The sequence below is a fragment of the Polynucleobacter sp. HIN6 genome (genome assembly GCF_030297575.1).
Lineage (GTDB): Bacteria > Pseudomonadota > Gammaproteobacteria > Burkholderiales > Burkholderiaceae > Polynucleobacter.
Window position 1 is genome coordinate 976,344 of the sequence record NZ_AP028137.1, and the last position, 23,049, is coordinate 999,392.

The 23,049-nt window shown below is 49.6% G+C and carries 25 protein-coding genes; 16 read left to right on the plus strand and 9 right to left on the minus strand.

The window, feature by feature from the left end; translation table 11 throughout:
- Window positions 1–2 precede the first annotated feature (2 nt).
- The 4 genes from sdhA to QUE66_RS05085 form a co-directional block, all read right to left on the minus strand.
- Entirely contained in the window at window positions 3–1,778 is a 1,776-nt protein-coding gene (gene sdhA, locus QUE66_RS05070) for a succinate dehydrogenase flavoprotein subunit (RefSeq protein WP_286223004.1), read from the minus strand.
- A gap of 3 nt (window positions 1,779–1,781) precedes the next feature.
- Window positions 1,782–2,147: a succinate dehydrogenase, hydrophobic membrane anchor protein gene (gene sdhD, locus QUE66_RS05075; protein WP_286223005.1), complete on the minus strand. Its 366-nt coding sequence runs from the start codon at window positions 2,145–2,147 to the stop codon at window positions 1,782–1,784.
- A gap of 10 nt (window positions 2,148–2,157) precedes the next feature.
- Window positions 2,158–2,583, minus strand: a complete 426-nt coding sequence (gene sdhC / locus QUE66_RS05080; protein WP_286223006.1) for a succinate dehydrogenase, cytochrome b556 subunit — start codon at window positions 2,581–2,583, stop codon at window positions 2,158–2,160.
- Between the two features lie 169 nt (window positions 2,584–2,752).
- The gene (locus QUE66_RS05085) at window positions 2,753–3,487 is read right to left on the minus strand and encodes a GntR family transcriptional regulator (RefSeq protein WP_286223007.1); all 735 of its coding nucleotides are present in this window, start codon (window positions 3,485–3,487) and stop codon (window positions 2,753–2,755) included.
- Window positions 3,488–3,595: 108 nt separating this feature from the next.
- On the opposite strand from QUE66_RS05085, the gene QUE66_RS05090 reads away from it, so the two are divergent.
- A complete protein-coding gene (locus QUE66_RS05090; protein WP_286223008.1) occupies window positions 3,596–4,585 on the plus strand; it encodes a malate dehydrogenase in 990 nt (329 codons plus the stop codon).
- 37 nt (window positions 4,586–4,622) lie between these two features.
- Entirely contained in the window at window positions 4,623–5,003 is a 381-nt protein-coding gene (locus tag QUE66_RS05095) for a hypothetical protein (protein WP_286223009.1), read from the plus strand.
- Window positions 5,004–5,018: 15 nt separating this feature from the next.
- Here the strand turns inward: QUE66_RS05095 and QUE66_RS05100 are convergent, their stop codons facing one another.
- The 3 genes from QUE66_RS05100 to QUE66_RS05110 are packed head-to-tail and all read right to left on the minus strand — an operon-like array spanning window position 5,019 to window position 8,364.
- Window positions 5,019–6,230, minus strand: a complete 1,212-nt coding sequence (locus QUE66_RS05100; protein ID WP_286223010.1) for a DUF2863 family protein — start codon at window positions 6,228–6,230, stop codon at window positions 5,019–5,021.
- Window positions 6,231–6,270: 40 nt separating this feature from the next.
- A complete protein-coding gene (gene yaaA / locus QUE66_RS05105; protein WP_286223011.1) occupies window positions 6,271–7,050 on the minus strand; it encodes a peroxide stress protein YaaA in 780 nt (259 codons plus the stop codon).
- Window positions 7,051–7,101: 51 nt separating this feature from the next.
- Window positions 7,102–8,364, minus strand: coding sequence for a SulP family inorganic anion transporter (locus QUE66_RS05110; RefSeq protein WP_286223012.1), 1,263 nt, complete (start codon window positions 8,362–8,364; stop codon window positions 7,102–7,104).
- 60 nt (window positions 8,365–8,424) lie between these two features.
- Between QUE66_RS05110 and QUE66_RS05115 the strand changes: the two genes are divergently transcribed.
- From QUE66_RS05115 to QUE66_RS05130, 4 genes are read left to right on the plus strand one after another with little or no spacing between them, the layout of a single operon-like run.
- Entirely contained in the window at window positions 8,425–9,687 is a 1,263-nt protein-coding gene (locus QUE66_RS05115; protein WP_286224737.1) for a pyridoxal phosphate-dependent aminotransferase, read from the plus strand.
- A gap of 11 nt (window positions 9,688–9,698) precedes the next feature.
- Complete coding sequence (locus QUE66_RS05120; RefSeq protein ID WP_286224738.1) at window positions 9,699–10,415, plus strand: glutathione binding-like protein; 717 nt, start codon at window positions 9,699–9,701, stop codon at window positions 10,413–10,415.
- On the plus strand, window positions 10,412–11,269 hold the full coding sequence (locus QUE66_RS05125) for a 3-hydroxybutyryl-CoA dehydrogenase (protein WP_286223013.1): 858 nt from the start codon (window positions 10,412–10,414) through the stop codon (window positions 11,267–11,269). Before QUE66_RS05120 ends, QUE66_RS05125 begins: the two co-directional genes overlap by 4 nt.
- Window positions 11,250–11,738, plus strand: coding sequence for a DUF3429 domain-containing protein (locus QUE66_RS05130; RefSeq protein ID WP_286223014.1), 489 nt, complete (start codon window positions 11,250–11,252; stop codon window positions 11,736–11,738). The genes QUE66_RS05125 and QUE66_RS05130 overlap by 20 nt, the downstream gene beginning before the upstream one ends.
- 16 nt (window positions 11,739–11,754) lie before the next feature.
- Here QUE66_RS05130 and QUE66_RS05135 read toward each other — a convergent pair whose 3' ends face one another.
- Entirely contained in the window at window positions 11,755–12,297 is a 543-nt protein-coding gene (locus tag QUE66_RS05135; RefSeq protein ID WP_286223015.1) for a TIGR00645 family protein, read from the minus strand.
- A 76-nt stretch (window positions 12,298–12,373) separates the two neighbouring features.
- On the opposite strand from QUE66_RS05135, the gene QUE66_RS05140 reads away from it, so the two are divergent.
- The 10 genes from QUE66_RS05140 (at window position 12,374) to QUE66_RS05185 (ending at window position 21,911) form a co-directional block, all read left to right on the plus strand.
- Window positions 12,374–13,681 carry a replication-associated recombination protein A gene (locus tag QUE66_RS05140; RefSeq protein WP_286223016.1) on the plus strand — a complete coding sequence of 436 codons (1,308 nt, stop codon included), beginning with the start codon at window positions 12,374–12,376 and terminating at the stop codon, window positions 13,679–13,681.
- A gap of 57 nt (window positions 13,682–13,738) precedes the next feature.
- On the plus strand, window positions 13,739–14,185 hold the full coding sequence (locus QUE66_RS05145) for a LexA family protein (protein WP_286223017.1): 447 nt from the start codon (window positions 13,739–13,741) through the stop codon (window positions 14,183–14,185).
- A 6-nt stretch (window positions 14,186–14,191) separates the two neighbouring features.
- A complete protein-coding gene (locus QUE66_RS05150) occupies window positions 14,192–15,487 on the plus strand; it encodes a Y-family DNA polymerase (protein ID WP_286223018.1) in 1,296 nt (431 codons plus the stop codon).
- A gap of 42 nt (window positions 15,488–15,529) precedes the next feature.
- Window positions 15,530–16,105, plus strand: a complete 576-nt coding sequence (locus tag QUE66_RS05155; RefSeq protein ID WP_286223019.1) for a peptidylprolyl isomerase — start codon at window positions 15,530–15,532, stop codon at window positions 16,103–16,105.
- A 4-nt stretch (window positions 16,106–16,109) separates the two neighbouring features.
- On the plus strand, window positions 16,110–17,924 hold the full coding sequence (locus tag QUE66_RS05160) for a bifunctional chorismate-binding protein/class IV aminotransferase (RefSeq protein ID WP_286223020.1): 1,815 nt from the start codon (window positions 16,110–16,112) through the stop codon (window positions 17,922–17,924).
- The gene (locus QUE66_RS05165; protein ID WP_286223021.1) at window positions 17,921–18,475 is read left to right on the plus strand and encodes an NUDIX hydrolase; all 555 of its coding nucleotides are present in this window, start codon (window positions 17,921–17,923) and stop codon (window positions 18,473–18,475) included. The genes QUE66_RS05160 and QUE66_RS05165 overlap by 4 nt, the downstream gene beginning before the upstream one ends.
- 15 nt (window positions 18,476–18,490) lie before the next feature.
- Window positions 18,491–19,228, plus strand: a complete 738-nt coding sequence (gene aat, locus QUE66_RS05170) for a leucyl/phenylalanyl-tRNA--protein transferase (protein ID WP_286223022.1) — start codon at window positions 18,491–18,493, stop codon at window positions 19,226–19,228.
- Entirely contained in the window at window positions 19,225–19,986 is a 762-nt protein-coding gene (locus QUE66_RS05175) for an arginyltransferase (RefSeq protein ID WP_286223023.1), read from the plus strand. Before aat ends, QUE66_RS05175 begins: the two co-directional genes overlap by 4 nt.
- Entirely contained in the window at window positions 19,979–21,007 is a 1,029-nt protein-coding gene (locus QUE66_RS05180; protein ID WP_286223024.1) for a quinone-dependent dihydroorotate dehydrogenase, read from the plus strand. Before QUE66_RS05175 ends, QUE66_RS05180 begins: the two co-directional genes overlap by 8 nt.
- Before the next feature lie 97 nt (window positions 21,008–21,104).
- On the plus strand, window positions 21,105–21,911 hold the full coding sequence (locus QUE66_RS05185; RefSeq protein WP_286223025.1) for an IclR family transcriptional regulator: 807 nt from the start codon (window positions 21,105–21,107) through the stop codon (window positions 21,909–21,911).
- 3 nt (window positions 21,912–21,914) lie between these two features.
- Here QUE66_RS05185 and QUE66_RS05190 read toward each other — a convergent pair whose 3' ends face one another.
- Window positions 21,915–23,012 (minus strand): serine hydrolase, encoded by a 1,098-nt coding sequence (locus tag QUE66_RS05190; protein ID WP_286223026.1) that lies wholly within the window; start codon window positions 23,010–23,012, stop codon window positions 21,915–21,917.
- Window positions 23,013–23,049: the final 37 nt, after the last annotated feature.

Genomic DNA, 23,049 nt, shown 5'->3' on the forward strand with positions numbered 1-23,049 from the left:
TATTAGAACGTACGCTCTTTGGGTGGAACTGATTCCACCGTCAGGGGTTTAAGTTGCACCGGCTTGTAATCCAATTGATTGCCTTCGTACCACAGGGTATGTTTCATCCAGTTGGCATCATCCCGTTTAGGGAAGTCATCATGGGCATGAGCACCACGACTCTCCTTGCGAGCGGCTGCCGAGATCATCGTGGAGTTTGCCGTCTGAATTAAGTTATCAATTTCTAGCGCCTCAATCCGCGCAGTATTGAAGATCTTTGATTTATCTTTCACCCACAGGTGTTTAGCACGCTCAGTGAGCTCTGCCATTTTGCGCACACCCTCATCGAGCAACTCTTGATTGCGGAACACGCCGGCGTAGGTTTGCATGGTCTTACGAATATCGTTGGCAAGATCTTGCGCATATTCACCCGAACTGCTGTTATCAAGCTTAGCAATGCGCTCAAGCGTGAACTCACCTGCGTCTGCAGGCAATGGTTTGTGCTCACGCGCTTTCAGATTGGCCTGCACGACATGATTACCTGCGGCGCGACCAAAGACCAGTAGATCTAAGAGCGAGTTGGTACCCAGACGATTTGCGCCGTGTACTGATACACACGAGCACTCACCAATCGCGTAGAGACCGTTCACAATCGTGTTGGGATTGCCATTCTTGGGAACCACCACTTGACCATGAATATTCGTGGGAATACCGCCCATCTGATAATGAATCGTTGGCACCACAGGAATGGGTTCTTTGGTCACATCCACGTTCGCAAAGTTCATACCAATTTCGTAGACCGATGGTAAGCGCTTCATGATGGTCTCTGCACCAATGTGCGTGAGATCCAACACCACGTAATCACCATCTGGACCACAACCGCGGCCTTCTTTGATTTCTTGATCCATCGAACGTGATACAAAATCACGTGGGGCCAAATCTTTCAGTGTGGGTGCATAGCGTTCCATAAAACGCTCACCATTTTTGTTACGCAGAATCCCGCCTTCACCACGACAGCCCTCGGTCAGCAAAACACCTGCGCCTGCCACACCGGTTGGATGGAACTGCCAGAACTCCATATCCTCTAGAGGCAAGCCGGCACGCGCCGCCATACCCATACCGTCACCAGTATTGATGTATGCGTTGGTTGAGGCGGCCCAAATGCGCCCTGCTCCACCTGTAGCCATCAAAGTAATCTTGGCTTCGAGGATATAAACCTCGCCCGTTTCCATTTCTAGTGCGGTAACACCAACTACATCACCCTCTGCGTCCCGAATTAAATCAAGCGCAAGCCACTCAACAAAGAAATGGGTCTTTGCTCTGACGTTGCGTTGATACAAAGTATGCAACATGGCATGTCCGGTGCGGTCAGCTGCTGCACAAGCGCGTTGCACAGGCTTCTCGCCATAGTTTGCGGTGTGGCCACCAAAGGGGCGTTGGTAAATCGTGCCATCGGCATTGCGATCAAACGGCATACCGAAATGCTCAAGCTCATAGACCACCTTGGGTGCCTCGCGGCACATGAACTCAATCGCGTCTTGGTCACCCAACCAATCAGAACCCTTCACCGTATCGTAGAAGTGATAGTGCCAGTTATCCTCGCTCATATTGCCAAGCGATGCGCCAATGCCACCCTGCGCAGCAACGGTATGTGAGCGGGTTGGGAATACTTTTGATAAGACTGCAACGCTAAGTCCTGCTTCTGAGAGCTGCAAGGCTGCACGCATCCCAGAGCCGCCGGCCCCCACGATCACAGCATCAAAACGCCTGCGGGGAAGTGATTTTTTAATGGCTGTCATTTCTTAGACTTTCCATAAGATCTGAATGGCATACGCAGCACAGCCGACGAGCCATAAAACGGTAATAACTTGTAAACCCAAGCGAATGCCAACGGGCTTGACGTAATCCATCCAAATATCACGCACACCAATCCAGGCGTGATAGAAAAGGCTTAACAATGCTAGAAGAGTCAGCACCTTCATCAAAGGGTTGGCAAACAATCCTGCCCAACCGTCATAGCTGGGATTGCCATTCAGAAGATAAACAATCAATAGAACAATGGTGAATGCGACCATCACAATCGCGGTGACGCGCTGAATAATCCATTCTTTAAGCCCATAATGGGCGCCAACCACCAGACGCTTAGGACCAATATTATTTTTTGACATAGCGCGTGACCTAGAAGAGACCAAATAAACGCAGACCCAAAATCGCTGTCAGCGTGAGACTAATCACCATGACCGATACTGCCGAACGATTTGCGGCCGCCTTGTCGACCCCGATCTCGAGATCAAGAAATAAATAACGAATTCCGGCGCAGAAATGGTGCAAATAGCCCCAAATTAAGCCCAGGCAAATTAATTTGACGAGCGGGTTACCCAGCAAGTTCGAGAAGTAAGCAAAGCTGACCTCAGACGCTAGGCTTTTATCAAACAAAAAGAGAATAAAGGGAAGAAACAGAAATAAGGCGGCGCCAGAAATACGGTGGAGGATAGAAACTTTACCGGGCCAAGGAAGTCGATATTGAGCAAGTTGCGCAATCCCGATGTTCCGGAACACTGGCCGCTGCTGGGCTGGATTTGAGTCCTGGTGTGAGTCACTCATAGCTGGTTGTAATCCTGAGTAATGAAGGGCCAAATTGTTAAATTGTTGTATTGCAACATATTCTATTAGAAACGTCAGACTTAGTGGACACTTTTTTACATCAACCGGTCTAACTTATTGATTTTAAGCAGTTTTATTAATTTATCTTTAGGTGTTTATCCTTAATGGGTTAGCTTAATTCGTTCACATAGTGCAACTTCGTGGTCTCGTAATACGCCATACGGACCTCAACCGGCTTATTGCCGTACGTGAAGCTGCGGCGTTCAACCGATAAAAGCGCAGCACCAGGGTCAAGATTGAGATATTTGGCTAACTCGGCACTCGCATTCACAGCCTTGATTTGCTCCTCGGCCCAGACCATGTGAGTATTGAATTCGCTTTCATAAAAGCCGTATAAGGGTCCATGCCAAGTACTCAAGCGCTCAAGGCTGATTCCCTCAAAACGCTTTGGCAAAAGGTAAATGGTCTCAAATACGGTTGGTTGCCCACCAAAGCGCTGAATTCGTTTGACTTCGATCACTGAGTCGCTTGGCCTGAGCTCCAAAAGCGAAGCGATATGTGCGTCGGCCTGGCGTGACGCGCAGCTCAGAAAACTACTCTTCAGAATCAGTTCTTTGCCATCATCTGGAACGAGGCGCAAGAACCGAAATTGCACGGCATCTTCGCGATGACTGGCGACAAAAGTACCCTTCCCCTGATGTCGCACCACCACATTCTCGGCTGCAAGCGCGTCGATGGCCTTGCGCACGGTTCCTTGACTGACCTTGTAACGCTCGGCGAGGTCCATTTCACTGGGGATTGGTTGTCCAGGTTGCCATTCACCGGCTTGTAAGCTCTTCAATAAGAGCTCTTTAATCTGTTGATACAGAGGGCTAAAGTTGGCAGATTGCTCTACGGATCGCATCGTGACTAATCGTGATTCTTTTATCTTATAAAAGACTTGGCTCTAGTGTAAATGTAAACTAGTGGTTTGTAAGCAAGTTCATCATTAACCCTTTATCCGGAGTTTGTAATGGCAAAAGCCCCTATGCGTGTCGCTGTCACTGGTGCAGCAGGTCAAATTGGTTATTCCCTACTGTTTCGTATTGCCAATGGCGATATGTTGGGCAAAGATCAGCCCGTCATTTTGCAGTTACTCGAAATCCCGGATGAAAAGGCACAAAAGGCCCTCAAAGGGGTCATGATGGAACTGGAAGACTGCGCATTCCCACTATTAGCCGGGATGAGTGCGCATAGCGATCCAATGACCGCCTTTAAAGACATTGATGTAGCCCTGCTCGTTGGCGCTCGTCCACGTGGCCCAGGTATGGAGCGCAAAGATTTGCTCTCCGCTAACGCGCAAATTTTTACAGCACAAGGCAAAGCACTCGATCAAGTGGCCAAGCGTACCGTCAAGGTATTGGTGGTTGGCAACCCTGCCAATACCAATGCCTACATTGCGATGAAGTCTGCACCTAGCCTACCGGCCAAGAACTTCACTGCCATGTTGCGCCTTGATCACAACCGCGCCCTCTCCCAATTGGCAAGCAAGACCAACAAGGCAGTAGCTGATATTGAGAAGCTCATTGTGTGGGGCAATCACAGCCCAACCATGTACCCCGACTATCGCTTTGCAACGGTCAATGGTCAGTCGGTTAAAGATCTAATTAATGATCCTGCTTGGAACAAAGATGTCTTTATTCCAACGGTGGGTAAGCGCGGTGCTGCCATCATTGAAGCGCGTGGCTTATCGTCAGCCGCCTCTGCAGCGAATGCGGCGATTGATCATGTGCGCGATTGGGTCTTGGGTACCAATGGTAAATGGGTCACGATGGGCATTCCCTCCGCTGGTGATTACGAGATCCCCGCTGAGATCATTTATGGCTTCCCCGTGACCTGCACCAACGGTGAATACACCCTCGTTAAGGGCTTAGAAATTGATGCGTTCTCCCGCGAGCGCATGACCGCAACCTTAAATGAGTTGCTCGAGGAACAAGCAGGCGTCAAGCATCTTTTGGGTTAAGATTGATTTATTGAAGAAGTTCACTCTTGGAGATAGCATGCGTAAATTACCAAGCTCATTACTTGCAGCACTGCTCGTGAGTATGGCGCTTGGTGTTGCGCATGAAGTTCGTGCGCAAGAAAGTGCATTGACTGTGCCCCATGTCTGGACCTGTAGTAACAATGAACGCTTCATTACAAGCGGTCCAGTTGAGAAGCTTGAAGTTCAATGGCGCTCTAAGTCCTATGCTATGCAGAAAGAGCAGTCCTTGCCAGGTAGCATGCGATTTAAGAACTACGACAGTGGTCTTGATTTAGTGGTGATTGGTCCTAAAGCAATGCTATTTAATATCAAATCGGGAATTCGGTTGGCAGACGAGTGCAAGACCGTGGCGATGAAAGAGGGTCGAGAGGCCCACCTTCTCGCCTTCGAGAAGTAATTGATTCAATACCTATCAATGAAATAAGGGTTGCTGCGAAGGACTGTCTTCGGGCATCTCGGCGTGAACCACCTCACCCTGCCGATCTGGAAATAGCGGCACTCCACAATCATCACATAACTCGGGTGTAAATAAGACGGCGTGTCGAAATACGTCTTCCACACCAGCGTCATGCAAAGCATCGCAGATCCGTTTTATCGGACTTTCCTCGTCCGAGACATCATTGAGTGCATCACTTGCCACACTCTCACGATCGTATAGGGGCCAAATCACGCCATAGATAATCTCTGAAGAACCCTTGAGACTAAATGAGATGCGGTACTCATCAGCCTGGTCTTCACCAAAGGCTCCAACCACACATGACAAGCCAGCAGGTAGCACGCCCAAGGTAGATTCAAGGAAATTGACTGCCGCACGAATACTCAAGGGTCTCACATGCTTATCTGCTAAGCGGCAGTTCGTGAAATACGCCTCCGGCAAGAGGAGTTCAAACTCACAACCGGGCAAGAGCTGACATAAGGGATCGTACATGGCGCTTTGCCATTCTGCTAAAGCCACGCCGCGCTCTTGGCGTTGAGGACCATCCATTTGCCACCGAAAGATCGGTTGCTGATGTGGCGCAATGATGACCGCCAAAATGAAACGAGGATCGGCCAGAACAGCAATGGTCTCTGACATATCACGCAGCTCGAGTTTCATTTCGCCACCGGATACGGCGGCATTCGCTAGGGTTTCAAGTAAGGTACGAGTTTGGGTATGCGAATGGGGCATTTGATCAATGCTATAGAGCCAGGGCACGATGGCAAACTGGGTGCCCTCGGCAGCTACAGCTCGTTGTAATGCGCCCGCCGATGCTTCAATTAAGGAAACGGGCAAGGGTCCTGAAGGAATTTGATAACGAGTATGAGCCACAATGGGCATGGCAATCAATAATGCATCCCAATGCGTTCCCTCATGCTCAAAACTCATGGACTCGGCCAAGGTCTCGGCGGTATCGGCCAATACCTCAAAGGCAACCGTATTGATCCGAAAGGTTTGATCAAGCGCCGCATCAATCACCGATTGATGATGACTTTTCAAAAGCTTGAGAAGACGGGCTCGTAACCGCTCTTCCCAAAATCGATCTTCAACCTGACTACCCGATGCCGCCAACGAGATGGAATCGGCTACTAAGCGCTCGGTCTCGGGCGAGGTCCGTTGAGATGTTTTGGAACGATGAACCGCCATAATGAATGAGCACTCCTGCTAAATGAATTTACTTCAGAATTTACTTCGCTTGTTCCGCACGACGAAATACGGGTTTATCCGGCTTCGATTCGGCAGCACTGTAGCGATAGCCTTCGGATTTAAAGTGCTTGAGCTCTGCAGGATCGGTAATACGATTCTCCACCACAAAGCGCGCCATGAGTCCTCGTGCTCGCTTGGCATAAAAAGAGATGATTTTGTACTTGCCATCCTTCTCATCCTGAAAAACCGGTGAAATCACTGGACACCCCAAAGCATCGGCTTGCAATACTTTGAAATATTCTTCCGATGCTAAGTTCAGTAAGAATGGTTTTTTCTGTTGAGACAGTGTTTTCTCAAGAGCTTTAGTAATGCGATCACCCCAAAAGGCATACAAATCTTTACCACGGGCATTTTTCAAAGCAGTACCCATTTCCAGGCGATAGGGTTGCATTAAGTCCAAGGGTCGTAACACACCGTACAGACCAGACAAAATCCGCACATGCTCTTGCGCAAAGTCTAGGGCCTTCGCATCCAAGGATTTTGCATCAAAGCCCTCGTACACATCCCCATTAAAAGCGAGGAGTGCTGGCCGACTGTTCTCGGTCGTGAATGTTTTGGACCAATCGCGATAACGTCCCACATTCAGTGCTGCTAATGGGTCTGAGATTCCCATTAGTTTTCCAACTTGCTGGGGGGAAAGTTTTTTGAGATCCGCTATCAGCTTAGCGGACTCCCCCACAAAATCAGGCAGGGTGTGTTTTTTAACTTTCAGCGGTGATTCGTAATCGAGGGATTTGGCGGGCGATAAAACAATTAACATAAATGATGGCTCGTTTAATAGTGCTTAGTACCCTATTCTAGTCACCTTCAATTATTTTGCAGACGCGCTAATCCGCTTGGCAATCGCGGCGCTGCAAATACCAGCCAGAACGGCCCATTCCAAAGAGATGGTTACGGTACCAACGCCAGTAATGACCATCGGAATCCATTCTTGTGCCCCCGAGCGAAATTCATGGCGAATCTGCCTAAGATCAATCAGGTTCCAAGCCACCGCCAAGAGTAGGGCAGCAATTACGGCATACGGTAGATGTTCTGCCAAAGGCGAAACAAAGATCAAGATCACTAATAAGAAGACCGCGGCACAAATCGCGGCCAGCGGCGTTTGCGCATTAGCTGCTAGGTTTACGCCAGAGCGATTAAAAGAGCCGCTCGAAGGATAGGCAGAGAAGAAGGATCCGCCCACATTCGCAAGTCCCTGACCAATGAACTCTTGGTTTGCATCAAACGAGTCATTGCGTTTCAGGGCTAGAGCACGTGCAATTGCCATTGCCTCGGTCGATGCCAACAGAGTCATTACTAAGACGGGCCCAAATAGGAGTTGCAGATGCTCTAACGTGAGGGCTGGATACGAGAGTGGTGGCAATGCCCCAGGAATCGCGCTCACCTTGCGGATCCCAGAAAATTCGGTGAAGTACTGTTCCAGAACCAGCAGGGCAACACTACCCGTAATCACCGCAATCAGCATCGCGGGAATCCAACGATTGAGTGGTTTCCACAAACGCATGGTCACCAAGGTAACGAGTACCAGGGCCAATACTTGTGGTCGCCACTGACCTTCGTAAATCGCAGTCATGGTTTGGAAGATGGTATCGAGCACACTCGTGCCACGCGCGATCTCAATACCTAATAAGGTTCCGACCTGACTATTGATAATGAGTACAGCGGCGCCAGCGGTAAATCCCACGATCACCGAATGCGGTACTTTCTCAACCCACTTCCCCGCCCCACCCAAGCCCAATGCAATCTGAATCACGCCAATCAAAAAACTGAGCGTGAGGACTAGTACTACGTAATGCTCGCTCTCCGGAATCGCGAGCGGCGCAATCAATGCCATGGTGGTTAGCGAGATCGCATTGGCCGGTCCGGTCACCATCAAACGGCTTGACCCAAAGAGTGCAGCAATGATGCACGGGACCATCGCAGCATACAAACCATAGTGCGGGGGCATGCCTGCTAATAGAGCAAATGCAATCCCTTGAGGCAACACCACGATGGCACCCGTTAATCCAGCAAGAAGATCTGCGCGCACCACTCCCGGCTTCTGATATTCGGGTAACCAACGGGCAAAGGGCAAAGAGAACCGCAATTTATGAATGATCCTAAGTACTTAGAGTTAGCGTGGCACAATTTAGTTATGCCATCACCGCTTCTCCAAACTCCACATTCTAGCGATAGTCTTGCGCCCGAGGGCTGGTTTACCTCCAAACTACCGCAAGTTGGCACCACGATTTTCACCACCATGTCGGCTTTGGCCGCTGAGCACCAAGCCATCAACTTAGGGCAAGGATTTCCGGACTTTCCTTGTGATCCGGCCCTACTCGATGCCGTCAATCACGCCATGCGATTAGGTCATAACCAATATGCCCCCATGCCGGGCATTCTTGAACTGCGTGAGGCACTTACGCAGAAGATTGCAAGCTTGTATGGCCATCACTACGATCCGTACTCTGAAATTACGGTGACCGCTGGGGCAACCCAAGCAATCTTTACTGCAATTGCCGCTTGCGTTGGCCCCAATGATGAAGTGATTGTGATTGAACCCGCCTTTGATAGTTACTTACCAGCCATTCAATTGGCTGGCGGCAAAGCGGTTCCTGTGGCGATGGAGATTGTGCGCGATCACAATGGACTCGTCGATGCCTATGCCTTGCCATGGGAAGCACTAGCGAATGCCATTACTTCAAAGACCCGTTTAATTATTACCAATACGCCACATAATCCTACGGCCAGCATTTGGGAAGCCGCCGATTTGGAACGCTTATATAGCTTGGTCAAAGATACCTCGATCTTGATCCTTAGCGATGAGGTCTATGAACACATGGTGTTTGATGGCAAACCTCACGAGAGTATCGCGCGCCATGCGGCACTCGCAGAACGCAGCTTCTTGGTTTCTAGTTTTGGCAAGACCTTTCATGTCACGGGCTGGAAACTGGCCTTCATTGCTGCCCCTGCTGCACTCATGCATGAATATCGCAAGGTACACCAATTTAACGTGTTCTCAGTGAATACACCCATGCAATACGCCATTGCTCAATATATGCAAAACCCCGAACCTTATCTTGCGCTTCCTGCGTTTTATCAAGCCAAGCGCGATTATTTCCGGGCGGGGCTTGCAAGTACTCCACTGAAGTTATTACCGTGTGCGGGTAGTTATTTTCAATGCGTTGATTACACCGCTCTGCCACGCAAAGAGGCCAGTCTTCCAGAGGCAGAGTTCTGTCGTTGGTTAACCACGGAGTTGGGCGTTGCAGCCATTCCAAACTCCGCCTTCTATGCCAAGCAAACGGAATCAGGTGTCATCCGTTTTTGTTTTGCCAAACAAGAGTCAACACTTAAAACCGCACTGCTTCGTTTACAAGCCTTAGTACCCTTATCAATACCGACAAGAGAACCATGATGAAAAAATCTATGATCGATGTATATAGCTGGGCTACTCCCAATGGCCATAAGATCCATATCATGATGGAAGAATGCGGCTATCGCTTAGATCGCGATTGGCGTGCCATTCCGATTGATATTGGCAAAGGGGATCAATTTAAACCCGCTTTTCTGAAAATCAGTCCTAACAATAAGATCCCAGCGATCGTAGACCCCAATGGACCTGATGGCAAACCGATTCATCTATTTGAATCTGGCGCCATCTTGCTCTATCTCGCTAATAAAACGGGGCGCTTCCTACCGAAATCGATTCGGGGTAAATACGAGACCATGGAATGGCTCATGTTTCAGATGGGTGGCTTAGGACCGATGCTGGGTCAGAATCATCATTTCCGCTTATACGCACCTCAAAAAATTGATTACGCGATTGAGCGCTATACCAATGAAGCAAAACGCTTATATGGTGTGTTGGATGAACGCCTAAAGAAACATCAGTTCATCGTTGGTAATGAATACACGATTGCTGATATTGCAATCTATCCATGGACACGACGTTGGGATAAACAAGGGATGGATCTCAAGGACTACCCAAACTTCAAACGCTGGTTTGAAATGATTAGTGCAAGACCAGCAGTGCAACGCGGTGTTGAAGTACTAACAAATCTGCGTAAGCCCGAGATGGATCCAAAGGAAAAGGAACAGTTGTTTGGTGCAACTCAATATCAACGCAGGAAGCAAACAAAATGACCATCACTTCGATTGGAATCATTGGCGCTGGCACGATGGGCAATGGGATTGCGCAAGTGGCCGCAAGTGCTGGATACGATGTTGTATTACTGGATGTTAGCGATGCAGCACTCGAGAAAGGCTTAGCAGCACTAAATAATAGCCTTGATCGCCTCATCAAAAAAGAGGTCATCAGTGCTGAGCAAAAGTCTCAAACCTTGGCGCGGATTAAAACTACTACGCAATACGCTGAGCTTGCATCAGTTTCTTTGGTGATTGAAGCAGCTACTGAGAACCAAACCATTAAAGAATCGATCTTGCAGCAAGTGGATCGGGTGGTTAGTCAAGATACGATTATTGCGAGCAATACCTCGTCCATCTCGATTACGCATCTGGGTTCACTCAACTCAAGGCCCGAGCGTTTTATTGGGATTCATTTTTTCAATCCTCCACCCCTCATGGCTCTCATCGAGGTCATCATGGGTAAGCAAACCAGTCCTGAGACCCTAAAGGCAGTCCTGGCGATGGCCGCTCGTATGGGCAAAGAGCCTATCACTGTACAAAGCTCACCTGGCTTTGTCGTCAATCGCATCCTTTTGCCAATGATTAATGAAGCCTTCTTTGTCTTACATGAAGGAATTGCTAGCCCCGAAGACATTGATACCGGTATGAAACTTGGTTGCAACCACCCCATTGGCCCCTTAGCATTGGCCGACCTGATTGGTCTTGATACTTGCCTTGCAATCATGGAGGTGTATCACCAAGAATTTAAGGACGATAAATATCGTCCATCACCCTTACTGATTGATTTAGTTGCCAAGGGTCATCTAGGACGCAAGACTGGACGCGGAGTGTATGTCTACGACAAAAAGTGAGTTTCCAACGATTGTGCGGATCCTCGGTTACGCGGGGCTCATCCCATTTATTGGGCTGGCGTTCATGGTCCAGTTAGCGGATAGCCCCAACGACCTCATCGCTCTTGAGTCATTGGTTGCCTATGGTGCAGTGATTGTCTCGTTTTTGGGCGCCTTGCACTGGGGCGCTTGCTTTAAGACCATCGGCGAGTCAACCCAAAATCGCTGGCTTGATCATAGCGTTTGGATTTGGGGCATCATGCCAGCACTGATTGCGTGGTTGGCGATTCATATCTTTATACCATTGGCACTACTCTTACTCGCAGCCACTTTGATCGTACAACGTGCGATTGATCAACGCACTTACGCGTACTATTTTGAGAACACTCAAATGGCCAATGCGTTCTTACGCATGCGCACTCACTTAACAGTGGTGGCTTCAGTGTGCTTGATCTGGGCGGGTCTAGCTAGCTTGATTCGTAATTACTAATCGAGTTTTTCTGATGCTAGTGCTTCTGGTGGGCAGCAGAAATAATTTTCTCGGTATACGCAATTGCTAATGCCGACAACACAAACGTCACATGAATTAGGGTCTGCCAGAGCAAGGTCTTCTCATCATAGGATGCGGCATTGATAAATGTCTTTAGCAAATGAATCGAAGAGATACCAATAATCGCGGTAGCCAGCTTGACCTTTAATACCCCAGCATTGACATGTGAGAGCCACTCGGGCTGATCGGGGTGATCTTGCAAATCAAGACGCGACACAAAGGTCTCCCAACCGCCCACGATCACCATCACCAAGAGATTGGAGATCATCACGACATCAATCAGTCCCAAGACGATTAGCATCAGTGCGGTCTCGGTCATCTCATTGGCACCCATCATCGTGATGAGATGAATCAACTCTAACCAGAACTGCCAAACGTAGACGCCTTGGGCAATGATTAGACCAATATAAAGCGGGGCCTGCAACCAGCGGGACATAAAGATCCAGCGCGGCAAGGGGCGCAATTTTTTCTCGAACACAAATTCTTTGTTTTCACTCATGGCGAGGATTTTAACGAAGTTTGTGTCATGGCCATGACGCCAGGGGCTTCCTTAAAAGTGTGAGAATATCAAGGCCATGCCTAGCCTATTTGACTCCAAACCGATTGCGCCATTGGCTGAGGCCTTGCGCCCCAAGACGATCGATGAAGTGATTGGTCAAGCGCACTTATTGGGGCCCGGTAAACCATTACGCTTAGCCTTTGAAAGTGGTCAACCGCATTCGATGATTTTGTGGGGGCCGCCTGGAGTCGGTAAAACTACGATTGCTCGATTATCCGCGCAAGCCTTTCGTCATTCCTTCATTGCGATCTCAGCTGTGCTAGCAGGTGTTAAAGAAATCCGAGAAGCGATTGAACAGGCGCACCATGACATGGCTCAGTTTGGTCGACAAACAATTTTATTTGTTGATGAGATCCATCGGTTTAATAAGAGTCAGCAAGATGCATTGCTACCGCATATGGAATCGGGTCTCTTCACCGTGATTGGCGCAACTACCGAAAATCCTTCCTTTGAGGTCAACGCCGCCCTTCTCTCGCGCGCTCAGGTCTATGTTCTCAAATCGCTCACTGGGGATGAGTTAAGACAACTCTTAGTGCGTGCCTGCGATCATGCTTTGCCAAGCGTTACGCTTAGTGATGATGCGAGAACAACCATCGTGGCCTATGCCGATGGAGATGCACGGCGCTTAATAAACTTGGTCGAGCAATTGCAACAAACCGTCCGCACTCAAGGTATTACTGCGGTAGATCGGGTTCTCATTGAGAACACCCTCAATCTCAATGCACGACGCTTTGATAAAGGCGGTGATCAGTTTTATGACCAGATCTCAGCCTTACATAAATCGGTGCGCGGCTCACACCCCGATGCCGCGCTCTATTGGTTATGCCGCATGCTCGATGGCGGTGCTGATCCGCGTTACCTCGCACGTCGGATTATTCGGATGGCGTGGGAAGACATTGGTCTAGCCGATCCACGGGCGATGCAACTTGCCAATGATGCTGCGCAGACTTATGAACGTTTGGGATCGCCCGAGGGCGAGCTAGCCTTAGGGCAAGCTGTGGTTTATTTAGCAGTGGCGCCCAAGAGTAATGCGAGCTATCACGCATTTAATGCGGCTCGCGCTTTTGTTACAAGCGATCGCAGTCGCGAGGTACCGGTGCATTTGCGTAATGCCCCAACCCAACTCATGAAAGACCTTGGGCATGGTCATGCCTATCGCTATGCGCATGATGAACCCCATGCCTACGCCGCGGGAGAATCGTATTTACCCGAAGGGATGGCAGAGCCGCGCTGGTATGAGCCGGTTGAGCGTGGTCTTGAAATTAAGATTGCGGAGCGGATGGCCTTCTTGCGTAGCTTGGATGAGCAGGCCAATAAAACGTAAGGTATGGCCCGTTTCTGAACTAACAAAATTACTATATACTGTATAAATATACAGTATATGAAATCCCCTGATTTAAACCCTCTGCTATCTTCGTGCTTCGCCCCCATCCGGCGTGGATCTTGCTATCGACCCCTGATTGCTGGGCGCGCACCTGCCGGGTTTCCATCACCCGCCGCTGATCATTACGACAAGCGCCTTGATCTCAACGAACACTTGGTCTTGCATCCGGAGGCTACCTTCTTCTTGCGAGTGAAAGGCAACTCAATGATTGGGGCAGGGATTCATGATGGGGACTTATTGGTGGTGGATCGCTCACTTGAACCCAGTCACGGTCGCGTCGTGATTGCTGCGCTCGATGGGGAGCTCACCGTGAAACGCTTACATCAACAACGCGGCAAGATTTTGCTCTGTGCTGATAACCCCGATTACCCTGCGATTGAGATTCGTCAGGGGCAAGAGTTACAAATTTGGGGGGTGGTCGCGCACGTGATCCATAAGGTGTAGTTATTCATGCGCCCTGTCTTTGCTCTGGTGGATGGCAATAATTTTTATGTCTCGTGTGAGCGGGTCTTTAACCCTCGTCTCGAAGGCAAACCCGTTGTGGTGTTATCCAATAATGATGGCTGCATCGTTGCCCGCAGCCAAGAAGCACGCGCACTCGGCATTCGGATGGGAGCCCCCTTCTTTGAAGCCAAACATCTGATTCGCTCACACGGCCTCATTTGGCTCAGCTCCAACTACACCCTCTATGGCGACATGAGCGCTCGCCTGATGGCCCTGTTAGGCGAGTTTGCACCTCACCAAGAAATCTACTCCATCGATGAATGCTTTTTAGATCTAACTGGTATCCCAAATGACTTGGTAGCCCATGCCCACCAAATACGTAAGCGCATTAAGCAGTACCTAGGACTACCAACCTGCGTTGGGATTGGGCAGAGCAAGACCTTAGCTAAATTAGCAAACCACATTGCCAAGAAACGCTTGCGCTATCAAGGCGTATTTAGTTGGTCGCATTGCAATCGCCTGGAGGCCGATGCCTTAATGGCCGATATTGAGATTGGTGAAGTATGGGGGGTGGGTCGACGCCTAAAGATCAAACTCGAGCAATGCGGTATACGGAGCGTATGCGACCTGAAATATGCCCCAACTAGTTTGATTCGTAAACGCTTTGGTGTAGTGCTTGAGCGCACCGTGCATGAGCTCAATGGGATTAGTTGCCTTGATTTGGAGGATACCGAAGACCATCAGGCAGTGCGCAAGCACCAAATTATCTCGAGCAAAAGTTTTGGTAAGCCCGTGCATCAACTCGATGAGCTACGCCAAGCAGTAGTGAGTTATGTCACGCGCGCCGCCGAGAAATTGCGCCAACAAGGTTCGTGGTGCTCCCATCTTCTGGTTTATCTGCGCACGAATCCATTTGCACCCCATGATCCTCAATACGCCAAGAGCATGACCATCCCCCTATTGGTGGGTACGGATGACACACGCGTCTTGGCCAAATACGCTAGCGCAGGTATTGAGCGTATTTATCGTCCTGGCTTTGCATATAAGAAAGCAGGTGTGATGTTGTTAGGTCTGCACCCAGCGGGTCAGGATCTTGGCGATCTTTTTTGCAATCTGCCACAACGTGAGCGCTCATCGCAACTCATGCAAGTGATGGATCAACTCAATCAAGAGTACGGCTCCAACACCCTGCGCCTAGCAGCCGCTGGTTTGCGTCCGCAGTGGACCATGCGCTCTTCGCAGCGCAGCCCCAACTACACCACGGCCTGGCATGAACTTGCGCAGGCATGCGCAAATCGCTAATACAATGAAGCATCCATAACCATTGCAATTAAAGGAAATACGATGCGCAAATTTTGGCTCTCGCTTGGTCTCGCGATTGGTATCGCTACCCTCTCTGGGTTCTCATACGCAGGACCCAAAGTAGAATTTAAGACTAATCTCGGTAACTTCGTTGTCGATCTTGACTCCGATAAAGCCCCCAAGACCGTCAATAATTTTTTGACCTATGTAAAGAGCGGTTTCTATAACGGCACCGTGTTCCATCGCGTAATTAATGGTTTTATGGTGCAAGGTGGCGGCTTTACCACCGAGCTGGTACAAAAACCAACGCAGCCACCCGTGGTCTCTGAAGCACAAAATGGTTTAAAGAATCAGATCTACACCATTGCCATGGCAAGAACCTCGGATCCCGATTCAGCAACTGCGCAGTTTTACATCAATGTTAAAGACAATCCAGGCTTGGATTTTCCGAATGCGATGGGAAGCGGTTATACCGTCTTTGGAAAAGTGATTTCAGGGACACAAACTATCGATAAGATCAAGCAAGTACCAACAGGCATTGCTTCAACCCCGCGTGGTCGCATGGCCGATGTGCCCAATACGCCTGTCGTGATTGAGTCGGTCACCATCCTCAAATAAGCCAATGCTATTGCTAGACGATGTTGAGAGTAGTCGGGAGCAACCCACCAGTCGACTCTATCAACACGTCCAACAAGAATGGTGTGCTAATCGATTTAATGAGTTAGATACTTGCTTTGATGGTATCGAGACCGCTCTAGGCCAGGGTCAATATGTGGTTGCACTCTTTGCTTATGAACTTGGTTATTATTGGCAAGGCATTGCGTGTAAGCACCCTGAACCACTGCCTTTACTCAGAGCGTGGTCCTTTGCTGAGGTCAGCAAACTTTCCAAAGAGGCGGTCGATGCGTTTTTACACGATCGCCTAGCGATTGAGTCAACTCCCAGTGGCATCCTCAATCGGCACGACTCAATCGATCACGCACGTTTTACCGAGGATATTAAACGCATTCAAGCATGGATTACAGCGGGCGATACCTATCAAATTAATCACTCCTATCGGGTGTATGGTGACGCCTATGGCTCACCCCTTGCTCTCTATGCACGCTTACGAGAGCGGCAACCGGGGCGTTATGGTGCATTTATTGAGGATGGTCATCAGGCAGTCTTATCCCAATCCCCGGAACTATTTATTCGGCGCTCTGGCGATACCCTAATAGCAGAACCGATGAAGGGCACGGCCGATGCGACTTTGGCGCAGGCCAGTGAGCTAGCCAATGATCCCAAAAATCAAGCTGAGAATGTCATGATTGTGGATCTCCTGCGTAATGATCTGGGACGCATCGCACTAACTGGATCGGTTCATGTTCCCGCACTCTTTGAGGTCAAGCAACACGGTCAGGTCTTACAAATGACCTCAACTGTGCAAGCAAAGCCGCGAGCCAATCTTCGAATTGAGGATGTATTGCGAGCAGTATTTCCATGCGGTTCAGTAACGGGCGCTCCCAAAAAACGCAGTATGGAGATTATTCAAGCGCTAGAGGATCAATCACGCGGCTGGTATTGCGGGGCATTGGGCTGGTTTGATCCCAATGGCGACTTTGCGATGAGTGTGCCAATCCGCACGCTGCAGATGGATCATGATCCGAAGTCCGACTCATCATCGTTTGTCTTAGGTGTTGGCGCCGGAATTACCATCGACTCTGATGCTGATACTGAATATCAAGAGTGCCAACTGAAGGCGGCATTCTTAACGAGCCTGCCAAGCGGTGTAGGGATCTTTGAAACCATCCGCTTTGATCGGGGTAGCGACCTTACCCGAATTACAAACTGGTCACAGCATCTCGAACGTCTGTCGAACTCAGCCCGTGATTTAGGAATTCAATTTGATGACGAAGTCTTGCAGAATATGGTGCAAGCAGCTGCAGCGGATTTGGCGCACGATTCTATTCATCGCGTGCGGATTGATTTAAGTGCAGCCGGCCAACTATCACTATCGCATTCCATCATTGAGAAGCTCCCCGGTCCTGTTCAATTATTTTGGGCCCATGAGATTTTGCAAGATCAATACACACCACAGCAACTCACCATGCAGTCGCATAACCCCTTATTGCGTCACAAGATTAGCGTACGTGAAATCTATGATGCCGCCTGGCACAAGGCAGTTGAGCTGGGTGGCTTTGATGCCCTATTTATCAATCAGCATGGACACGTCACGGAAGGTGGTCGTACTAGCGTATTGATCCGCGAAGATGTCAATGGTCCGTGGCTCACGCCACCTTTATCTGCAGGTGTGCTGCCGGGTGTGATGCGATCAGTCATCTTGGCCGATCCAAGCATAAATGCCCGCGAGGCCAACCTGACTATTACCCAAGTAGTAAACGCTAATGAAATAATGGTGTGCAATGCTTTGCGCGGAATGATTCCGGCCTATCTATGAACTACTGCTCCTCCTGCGGCTCCAATGTCCGCCTGCAAATACCGCCTGACGATACGCGTATGCGCCATGTCTGCGCGCAATGCGGTGAGATCCATTATCGTAACCCGCGCAATGTAGTTGGCACCATACCCATTTGGGAGAACCAAGTTCTGCTCTGTCGACGCGCGATTGCGCCTCGGCATGGTTACTGGACTTTGCCAGCGGGCTTCCTCGAGGTTGGTGAAAGCACTGAGCACGGCGCTGCCCGCGAAACCCTGGAGGAGGCAGGTGCGCAGGTTGATATTGGCCCCCTCTTCTCGCTTCTGAATGTCGCACACGTTGAGCAAGTTCACTTGTTTTATTTGGCTAAGATGCGCACACCCAACTTTGAAGCGGGTATCGAGAGTTTAGAGGTCGGCTTATTTACCGAAGCACAAATCCCCTGGTCGGAGCTTGCCTTTCCGACCGTGAAGCAGACCTTGCAATGGTATTTTGAGGATCTCCGTAGCGGTGGGATCTTGCACGGCCGCACGCGCTCGCGTGATATTTTGCCTGGTGAGTGCATTGAGTAAATTGCATCACTGATCATGAGTACCATCCCGTGGCTTGGCCCAAGCGATCCATTCCCTAACCCACTCACCCAGCCTGATCCTGACCCAGAGGTGCCGGGATTGCTCGCAGTGAGTGAACGAATCTATCCTGGACAGTTAGAGCGTGCTTACCGCAGCGGTATTTTCCCCTGGTACTCCGATCATCAGCCCGTCTTGTGGTGGTCGCCTGACCCGCGCATGACTCTCAGGCCCGCGAATCTCAAAATTAGTCAGTCATTACGCAAAACAATCCGCGCATGCTTGGATGATCCAAGTATGACATTGCAGGTTGATCATGATTTTCCGGGGGTAATGCGCGCCTGCGCCACCACCGAGCGCCAAGGCCAAGATGGTACCTGGATTACGCATGAGATCATGGATGCATACGCGGCATTGCATGAGCAAGGTCATGCTCATTGCATCACCCTGGAGCAGAATCAGCGCGCCATTGGTGGCCTATATTGCGTCTCTTTTGGGGCGATGGTGTTTGGAGAGTCGATGTTTTCTAGGGTTCGCGACTCTTCCAAGCTGGCTTTAGCAGCCTTGTGCGCATGGTGCTACGATCATGGAGTGACTTTCATTGATTGCCAACAAGAAACCGCCCATCTTCGCTCTTTGGGTGCCTTGCCGATTAGCCGCTCTGAGTTTTTAGGGCATATCGAGCGTGCGGTATCCACCCCAATCCAAGAAAAATGGGTAATGGATAAGTTCATTCTAGAGAGATACCTGCGATGAGCCGCGTCCACGAACTACCGATTACGGCAATTCAGTTTTATGCCACAGCACCTTATCCGTGTAGCTACATTCCCAACCAAATTGCCCGCTCGCAAGTTGCCACCCCTACGCACTCCATCGGTGCCGATGTTTATAGCAATTTAGTAAATGCAGGTTTTCGTCGCAGCGGCTCTTATACCTATCGACCCTATTGCGATCATTGCAAGGCCTGTATCGCAACACGTATTCCAGTAGCCTCCTTTACTCCTAATCGCAGTCAACGCCGCGCTTGGCAAAAACACGCCGGATTACAGGCTCAGGTCTTAAGCCTTGCGTTTACTGATGAGCACTACCAACTCTATCAGCAGTATCAATCAACCCGTCATCACTCCAGTTTGATGGAGCACGACAATCAAGAGCAATACACACAGTTCTTATTGCAAAGCCGAGTTAACTCGCGCATGGTGGAGTTTCGGGATGGTTCGAATGATTCACATCCTGGGCGTTTGCGGATGGTGAGCATGATTGATGTCTTGGAGCAAGGCATCTCATCGGTCTACACCTTTTATGATTCCAGTCAAGCAGGCACGAGCTATGGCACCTATAGTGTCTTGTGGCAGATTGATCAGGTTCAAAAACTCGGTCTACCCTATTTATATTTGGGCTACTACATTGCACAAAGCCCTAAAATGTCATACAAGATTAAATTTCAACCACTGGAAGGATTGATCAACGATCAGTGGCAACCCTTGTTGCCGCATCAGCTTACTGATGATTAATACCTACCCGCTTGTTCGTCCCCTGCTGTTCTCAATGGACCCCGAAGAGGCTCATGACTTCTCCTTCGCACAACTAGATCGCTTAGAACGCTGCGGACTTCTGAAAGCCTTAATTGGCAAACCCATCATCAAGCCGGTTGAGCTCTGCGGTTTACGATTTCGTAATCCAGTGGGTTTGGCTGCCGGTTTAGATAAAGATGGCAAACATATTGACGCACTTGCAAGCCTTGGATTTGGGTTCTTAGAAATTGGCACCGTGACCCCCTTACCACAACCAGGTAATCCCAAGCCGCGCATGTTTCGTCTGCCAAGTGCAAACGCCTTAATTAATCGCATGGGCTTTAATAATGATGGGGTTGATGCCTGTATTGAACGTGTCAAACGCTCTCGGTTTTACCAAGAGGGTGGCGTGATTGGTCTCAATATTGGTAAGAACGCCAGCACTCCGATCGAAGATGCTGCTAATGACTACGTGACCTGCATGCGCAAGGTGTATCCAGTGGCAAGCTACATCACAGCTAACATCTCATCACCAAATACCAAAAACTTGCGCGATCTTCAGGGTGAAACGATGTTGCGCCAATTATTACAAGCGCTTCATCAAACCCGTGAGGATTTAAGCAATCAGTTGGGCGTGCGCAAGCCACTCTTTTTAAAGATTGCACCCGATCTCGAGGCGGCGGACCTCAAGTTAATAGCCGACCTTTTAATTGAGTTTGAGATCGATGCAGTGATTGCCACCAACACCACTATTGCACGCACCGGTGTAGAGGGGCTCGAGCATAGTCATGAAACGGGTGGTCTCTCAGGTTTGCCTGTCTTGGCTCGTTCTAATCAAACGATCTATGATTTATTTCAGGTACTTCATAACCGTATTCCCATTATTGGCGTTGGCGGCATCCTGTCTGGTGAGAACGTCAAACAGAAACTGGATGCAGGCGCTAGTTTGGTGCAAATCTATACGGGGCTGATCTATCAAGGCCCTAAACTCATTACTGATTGTGTGCGGGCCTTTCCATAAACACTTCATCCGTCCCTTAGTTGTTGAATTGCTCCGGTTGATTTACTATTAGATTTCACAATACGCAACGCTGTAAAAACTCATTACAATCATCAAAATGGATAGCAAGGCAACCAAAAACTCCGGTGATGTTGGCAAGACGGCAATTCAGGTCGTTGAGCGCATGATGAACCTGCTTGATTGTTTGGCCGATCAGGAAGAAGCGAGTAGCCTCAAACTGCTCTCTCAAAAAACCGGATTACATCCTTCTACGGCGCACCGCATTCTCAACGACATGGTTGCCTGTCGCTTAGTCGAGCGTGGTGATGGTGGAACGTATAAATTAGGCTTACGGCTCTTAGAGCTTGGTAATTTGGTCAAAGAGCGTCTATCCGTTCGAGAAGCTGCTCAACTGCCCATGCGAGCCCTTCATAAGCTGACCGGGGAAACCGTCAACCTCTCGGTTCGTCAGGGTGATGAAATTGTCTATGTCGACCGCGCCTATAGTGAACGCTCTGGAATGCAAGTGGTGCGCGCCATTGGTGGTCGTGCCCCATTACATCTCACCTCGGTTGGTAAATTATTCTTGGCAGTCGATGACCCCAATCAAGTACGCGCCTATGCTACCCGAACGGGTCTTGCCGGCCATACGCGCAACAGCATCACACAGTTAGCGAAGCTTGAGAGTGAGCTGGGGAGTGTTCGTCACGTGGGCCACTCACGGGATAACGAAGAGCTTGAGCTCGGAGTGAGTTGCCTCGCGGCTGGCATTTTGGATGACACGGGTAAGTTAGTGGCAGGTCTATCACTGAGCTCACCAACCGATCGCATGCAACCCGATTGGCTCAAGGCCTTACAAGAAACTGCGCTACAGATTTCTAAGGGTCTGGGATATAAACCCCAAACCAGCTCTAAAACCGACTAGTCTCTACATTGTGAGGCGGCGAATTGGCTTGGGCTCACCAGGCTGATAACTTTCAATCCAGTCTCGTACCCGAACGGCATCCGCAAAGCGCGATTGGGTTCCAACCGAATCCAAGAACACGAGCAGTATGGGTAGGCCGTTTACTTTGGCTTGCATCACTAAGCACTTACCGGCCGCACTAATGAATCCTGTTTTTTGCAGACCGATTTCCATATCACCCGCGCGCACCAGTCGGTTGGTATTTAGGAATACCTGTGGGCGTTTATTAATGACCAAGGTCGTATCGGGCCACACTGAGAACTCCCGAATCAATTTGTAGTTATAAGAAGCAACCAGCATTCTGGCCAAGTCCTCAGCAGTCGATACATTGGTCGCCAATAAACCGGTTGGATCGGTAAAGTTGGAATGGGTCATTCCTAAAGAGTAGGCCTTGTGATTCATGGCCTCGACGAAGGCCTTCGCACCGCCTGGATAATTACGAGCCAATAAATACGAGGCGCGGTTCTCAGAGGACATCAACGCTAGGAGGAGCGCTTCCTCACGGGTTAACTTGGTCCCCAAAGCCAGCCGAGATTTTCCATAAATCTTCACATCTTCTTGAGTGATCGTGAGTACTTCATTGAGTGGCGCATTGGAATCGAGCACCACCATCGCGGTCATTAGTTTGGTGATGGATGCGATAGGCAAGCTGACATCGGGATTTTTCTCAAAGAGGATTTCTTTAGAATGCTGATCCACCACCATCGCCACACTCGACTTGAGATTGAGATCATCCGGTTGGTTTCGTAACCCCATGGCAGTTGCAAATGATGGACGACCAGCGGCCTGGGGGGGATTCTTGGGGCGATTGACCGTGGTTCGAACCTGCTTCGAATTAGCAGACTTGGGCTTTTGAGCCGCCGTCGACTTGTTTCCCTGGGCGCTCTGTTTCGGTTTGTTCGCTTGAGAACTATTTGAAGACTGCGCCAAGGCTGGCTCAGTAACACCAAGAGTGATACTAAGAATACCAAGGAGAAGAATCTGGAGGGGGCGTCGGGCCCTTGTCTGCTGTTCAGACAAATGACGAGTAACTGAATTAATAAACGCTTGAATCAATCTCAATATAAATCCCAGAATTCAGTACAACACCACAATAATA

Bases quoted from the DNA above. Each gene is read 5' to 3' on its own strand.
- sdhA (WP_286223004.1), bottom strand. From the start codon at position 1,778: ATGACAGCCATTAAAAAATCACTTCCCCGCAGGCGTTTTGATGCTGTG.
- sdhD (WP_286223005.1), bottom strand. From the start codon at position 2,147: ATGTCAAAAAATAATATTGGTCCTAAGCGTCTGGTGGTTGGCGCCCAT.
- sdhC (WP_286223006.1), bottom strand. From the start codon at position 2,583: ATGAGTGACTCACACCAGGACTCAAATCCAGCCCAGCAGCGGCCAGTG.
- QUE66_RS05085 (WP_286223007.1), bottom strand. From the start codon at position 3,487: ATGCGATCCGTAGAGCAATCTGCCAACTTTAGCCCTCTGTATCAACAG.
- QUE66_RS05090 (WP_286223008.1), top strand. From the start codon at position 3,596: ATGGCAAAAGCCCCTATGCGTGTCGCTGTCACTGGTGCAGCAGGTCAA.
- QUE66_RS05095 (WP_286223009.1), top strand. From the start codon at position 4,623: ATGCGTAAATTACCAAGCTCATTACTTGCAGCACTGCTCGTGAGTATG.
- QUE66_RS05100 (WP_286223010.1), bottom strand. From the start codon at position 6,230: ATGGCGGTTCATCGTTCCAAAACATCTCAACGGACCTCGCCCGAGACC.
- yaaA (WP_286223011.1), bottom strand. From the start codon at position 7,050: ATGTTAATTGTTTTATCGCCCGCCAAATCCCTCGATTACGAATCACCG.
- QUE66_RS05115 (WP_286224737.1), top strand. From the start codon at position 8,425: ATGCCATCACCGCTTCTCCAAACTCCACATTCTAGCGATAGTCTTGCG.
- QUE66_RS05120 (WP_286224738.1), top strand. From the start codon at position 9,699: ATGATCGATGTATATAGCTGGGCTACTCCCAATGGCCATAAGATCCAT.
- QUE66_RS05125 (WP_286223013.1), top strand. From the start codon at position 10,412: ATGACCATCACTTCGATTGGAATCATTGGCGCTGGCACGATGGGCAAT.
- QUE66_RS05130 (WP_286223014.1), top strand. From the start codon at position 11,250: ATGTCTACGACAAAAAGTGAGTTTCCAACGATTGTGCGGATCCTCGGT.
- QUE66_RS05135 (WP_286223015.1), bottom strand. From the start codon at position 12,297: ATGAGTGAAAACAAAGAATTTGTGTTCGAGAAAAAATTGCGCCCCTTG.
- QUE66_RS05140 (WP_286223016.1), top strand. From the start codon at position 12,374: ATGCCTAGCCTATTTGACTCCAAACCGATTGCGCCATTGGCTGAGGCC.
- QUE66_RS05145 (WP_286223017.1), top strand. From the start codon at position 13,739: ATGAAATCCCCTGATTTAAACCCTCTGCTATCTTCGTGCTTCGCCCCC.
- QUE66_RS05150 (WP_286223018.1), top strand. From the start codon at position 14,192: ATGCGCCCTGTCTTTGCTCTGGTGGATGGCAATAATTTTTATGTCTCG.
- QUE66_RS05155 (WP_286223019.1), top strand. From the start codon at position 15,530: ATGCGCAAATTTTGGCTCTCGCTTGGTCTCGCGATTGGTATCGCTACC.
- QUE66_RS05160 (WP_286223020.1), top strand. From the start codon at position 16,110: ATGCTATTGCTAGACGATGTTGAGAGTAGTCGGGAGCAACCCACCAGT.
- QUE66_RS05165 (WP_286223021.1), top strand. From the start codon at position 17,921: ATGAACTACTGCTCCTCCTGCGGCTCCAATGTCCGCCTGCAAATACCG.
- aat (WP_286223022.1), top strand. From the start codon at position 18,491: ATGAGTACCATCCCGTGGCTTGGCCCAAGCGATCCATTCCCTAACCCA.
- QUE66_RS05175 (WP_286223023.1), top strand. From the start codon at position 19,225: ATGAGCCGCGTCCACGAACTACCGATTACGGCAATTCAGTTTTATGCC.
- QUE66_RS05180 (WP_286223024.1), top strand. From the start codon at position 19,979: ATGATTAATACCTACCCGCTTGTTCGTCCCCTGCTGTTCTCAATGGAC.
- QUE66_RS05185 (WP_286223025.1), top strand. From the start codon at position 21,105: ATGGATAGCAAGGCAACCAAAAACTCCGGTGATGTTGGCAAGACGGCA.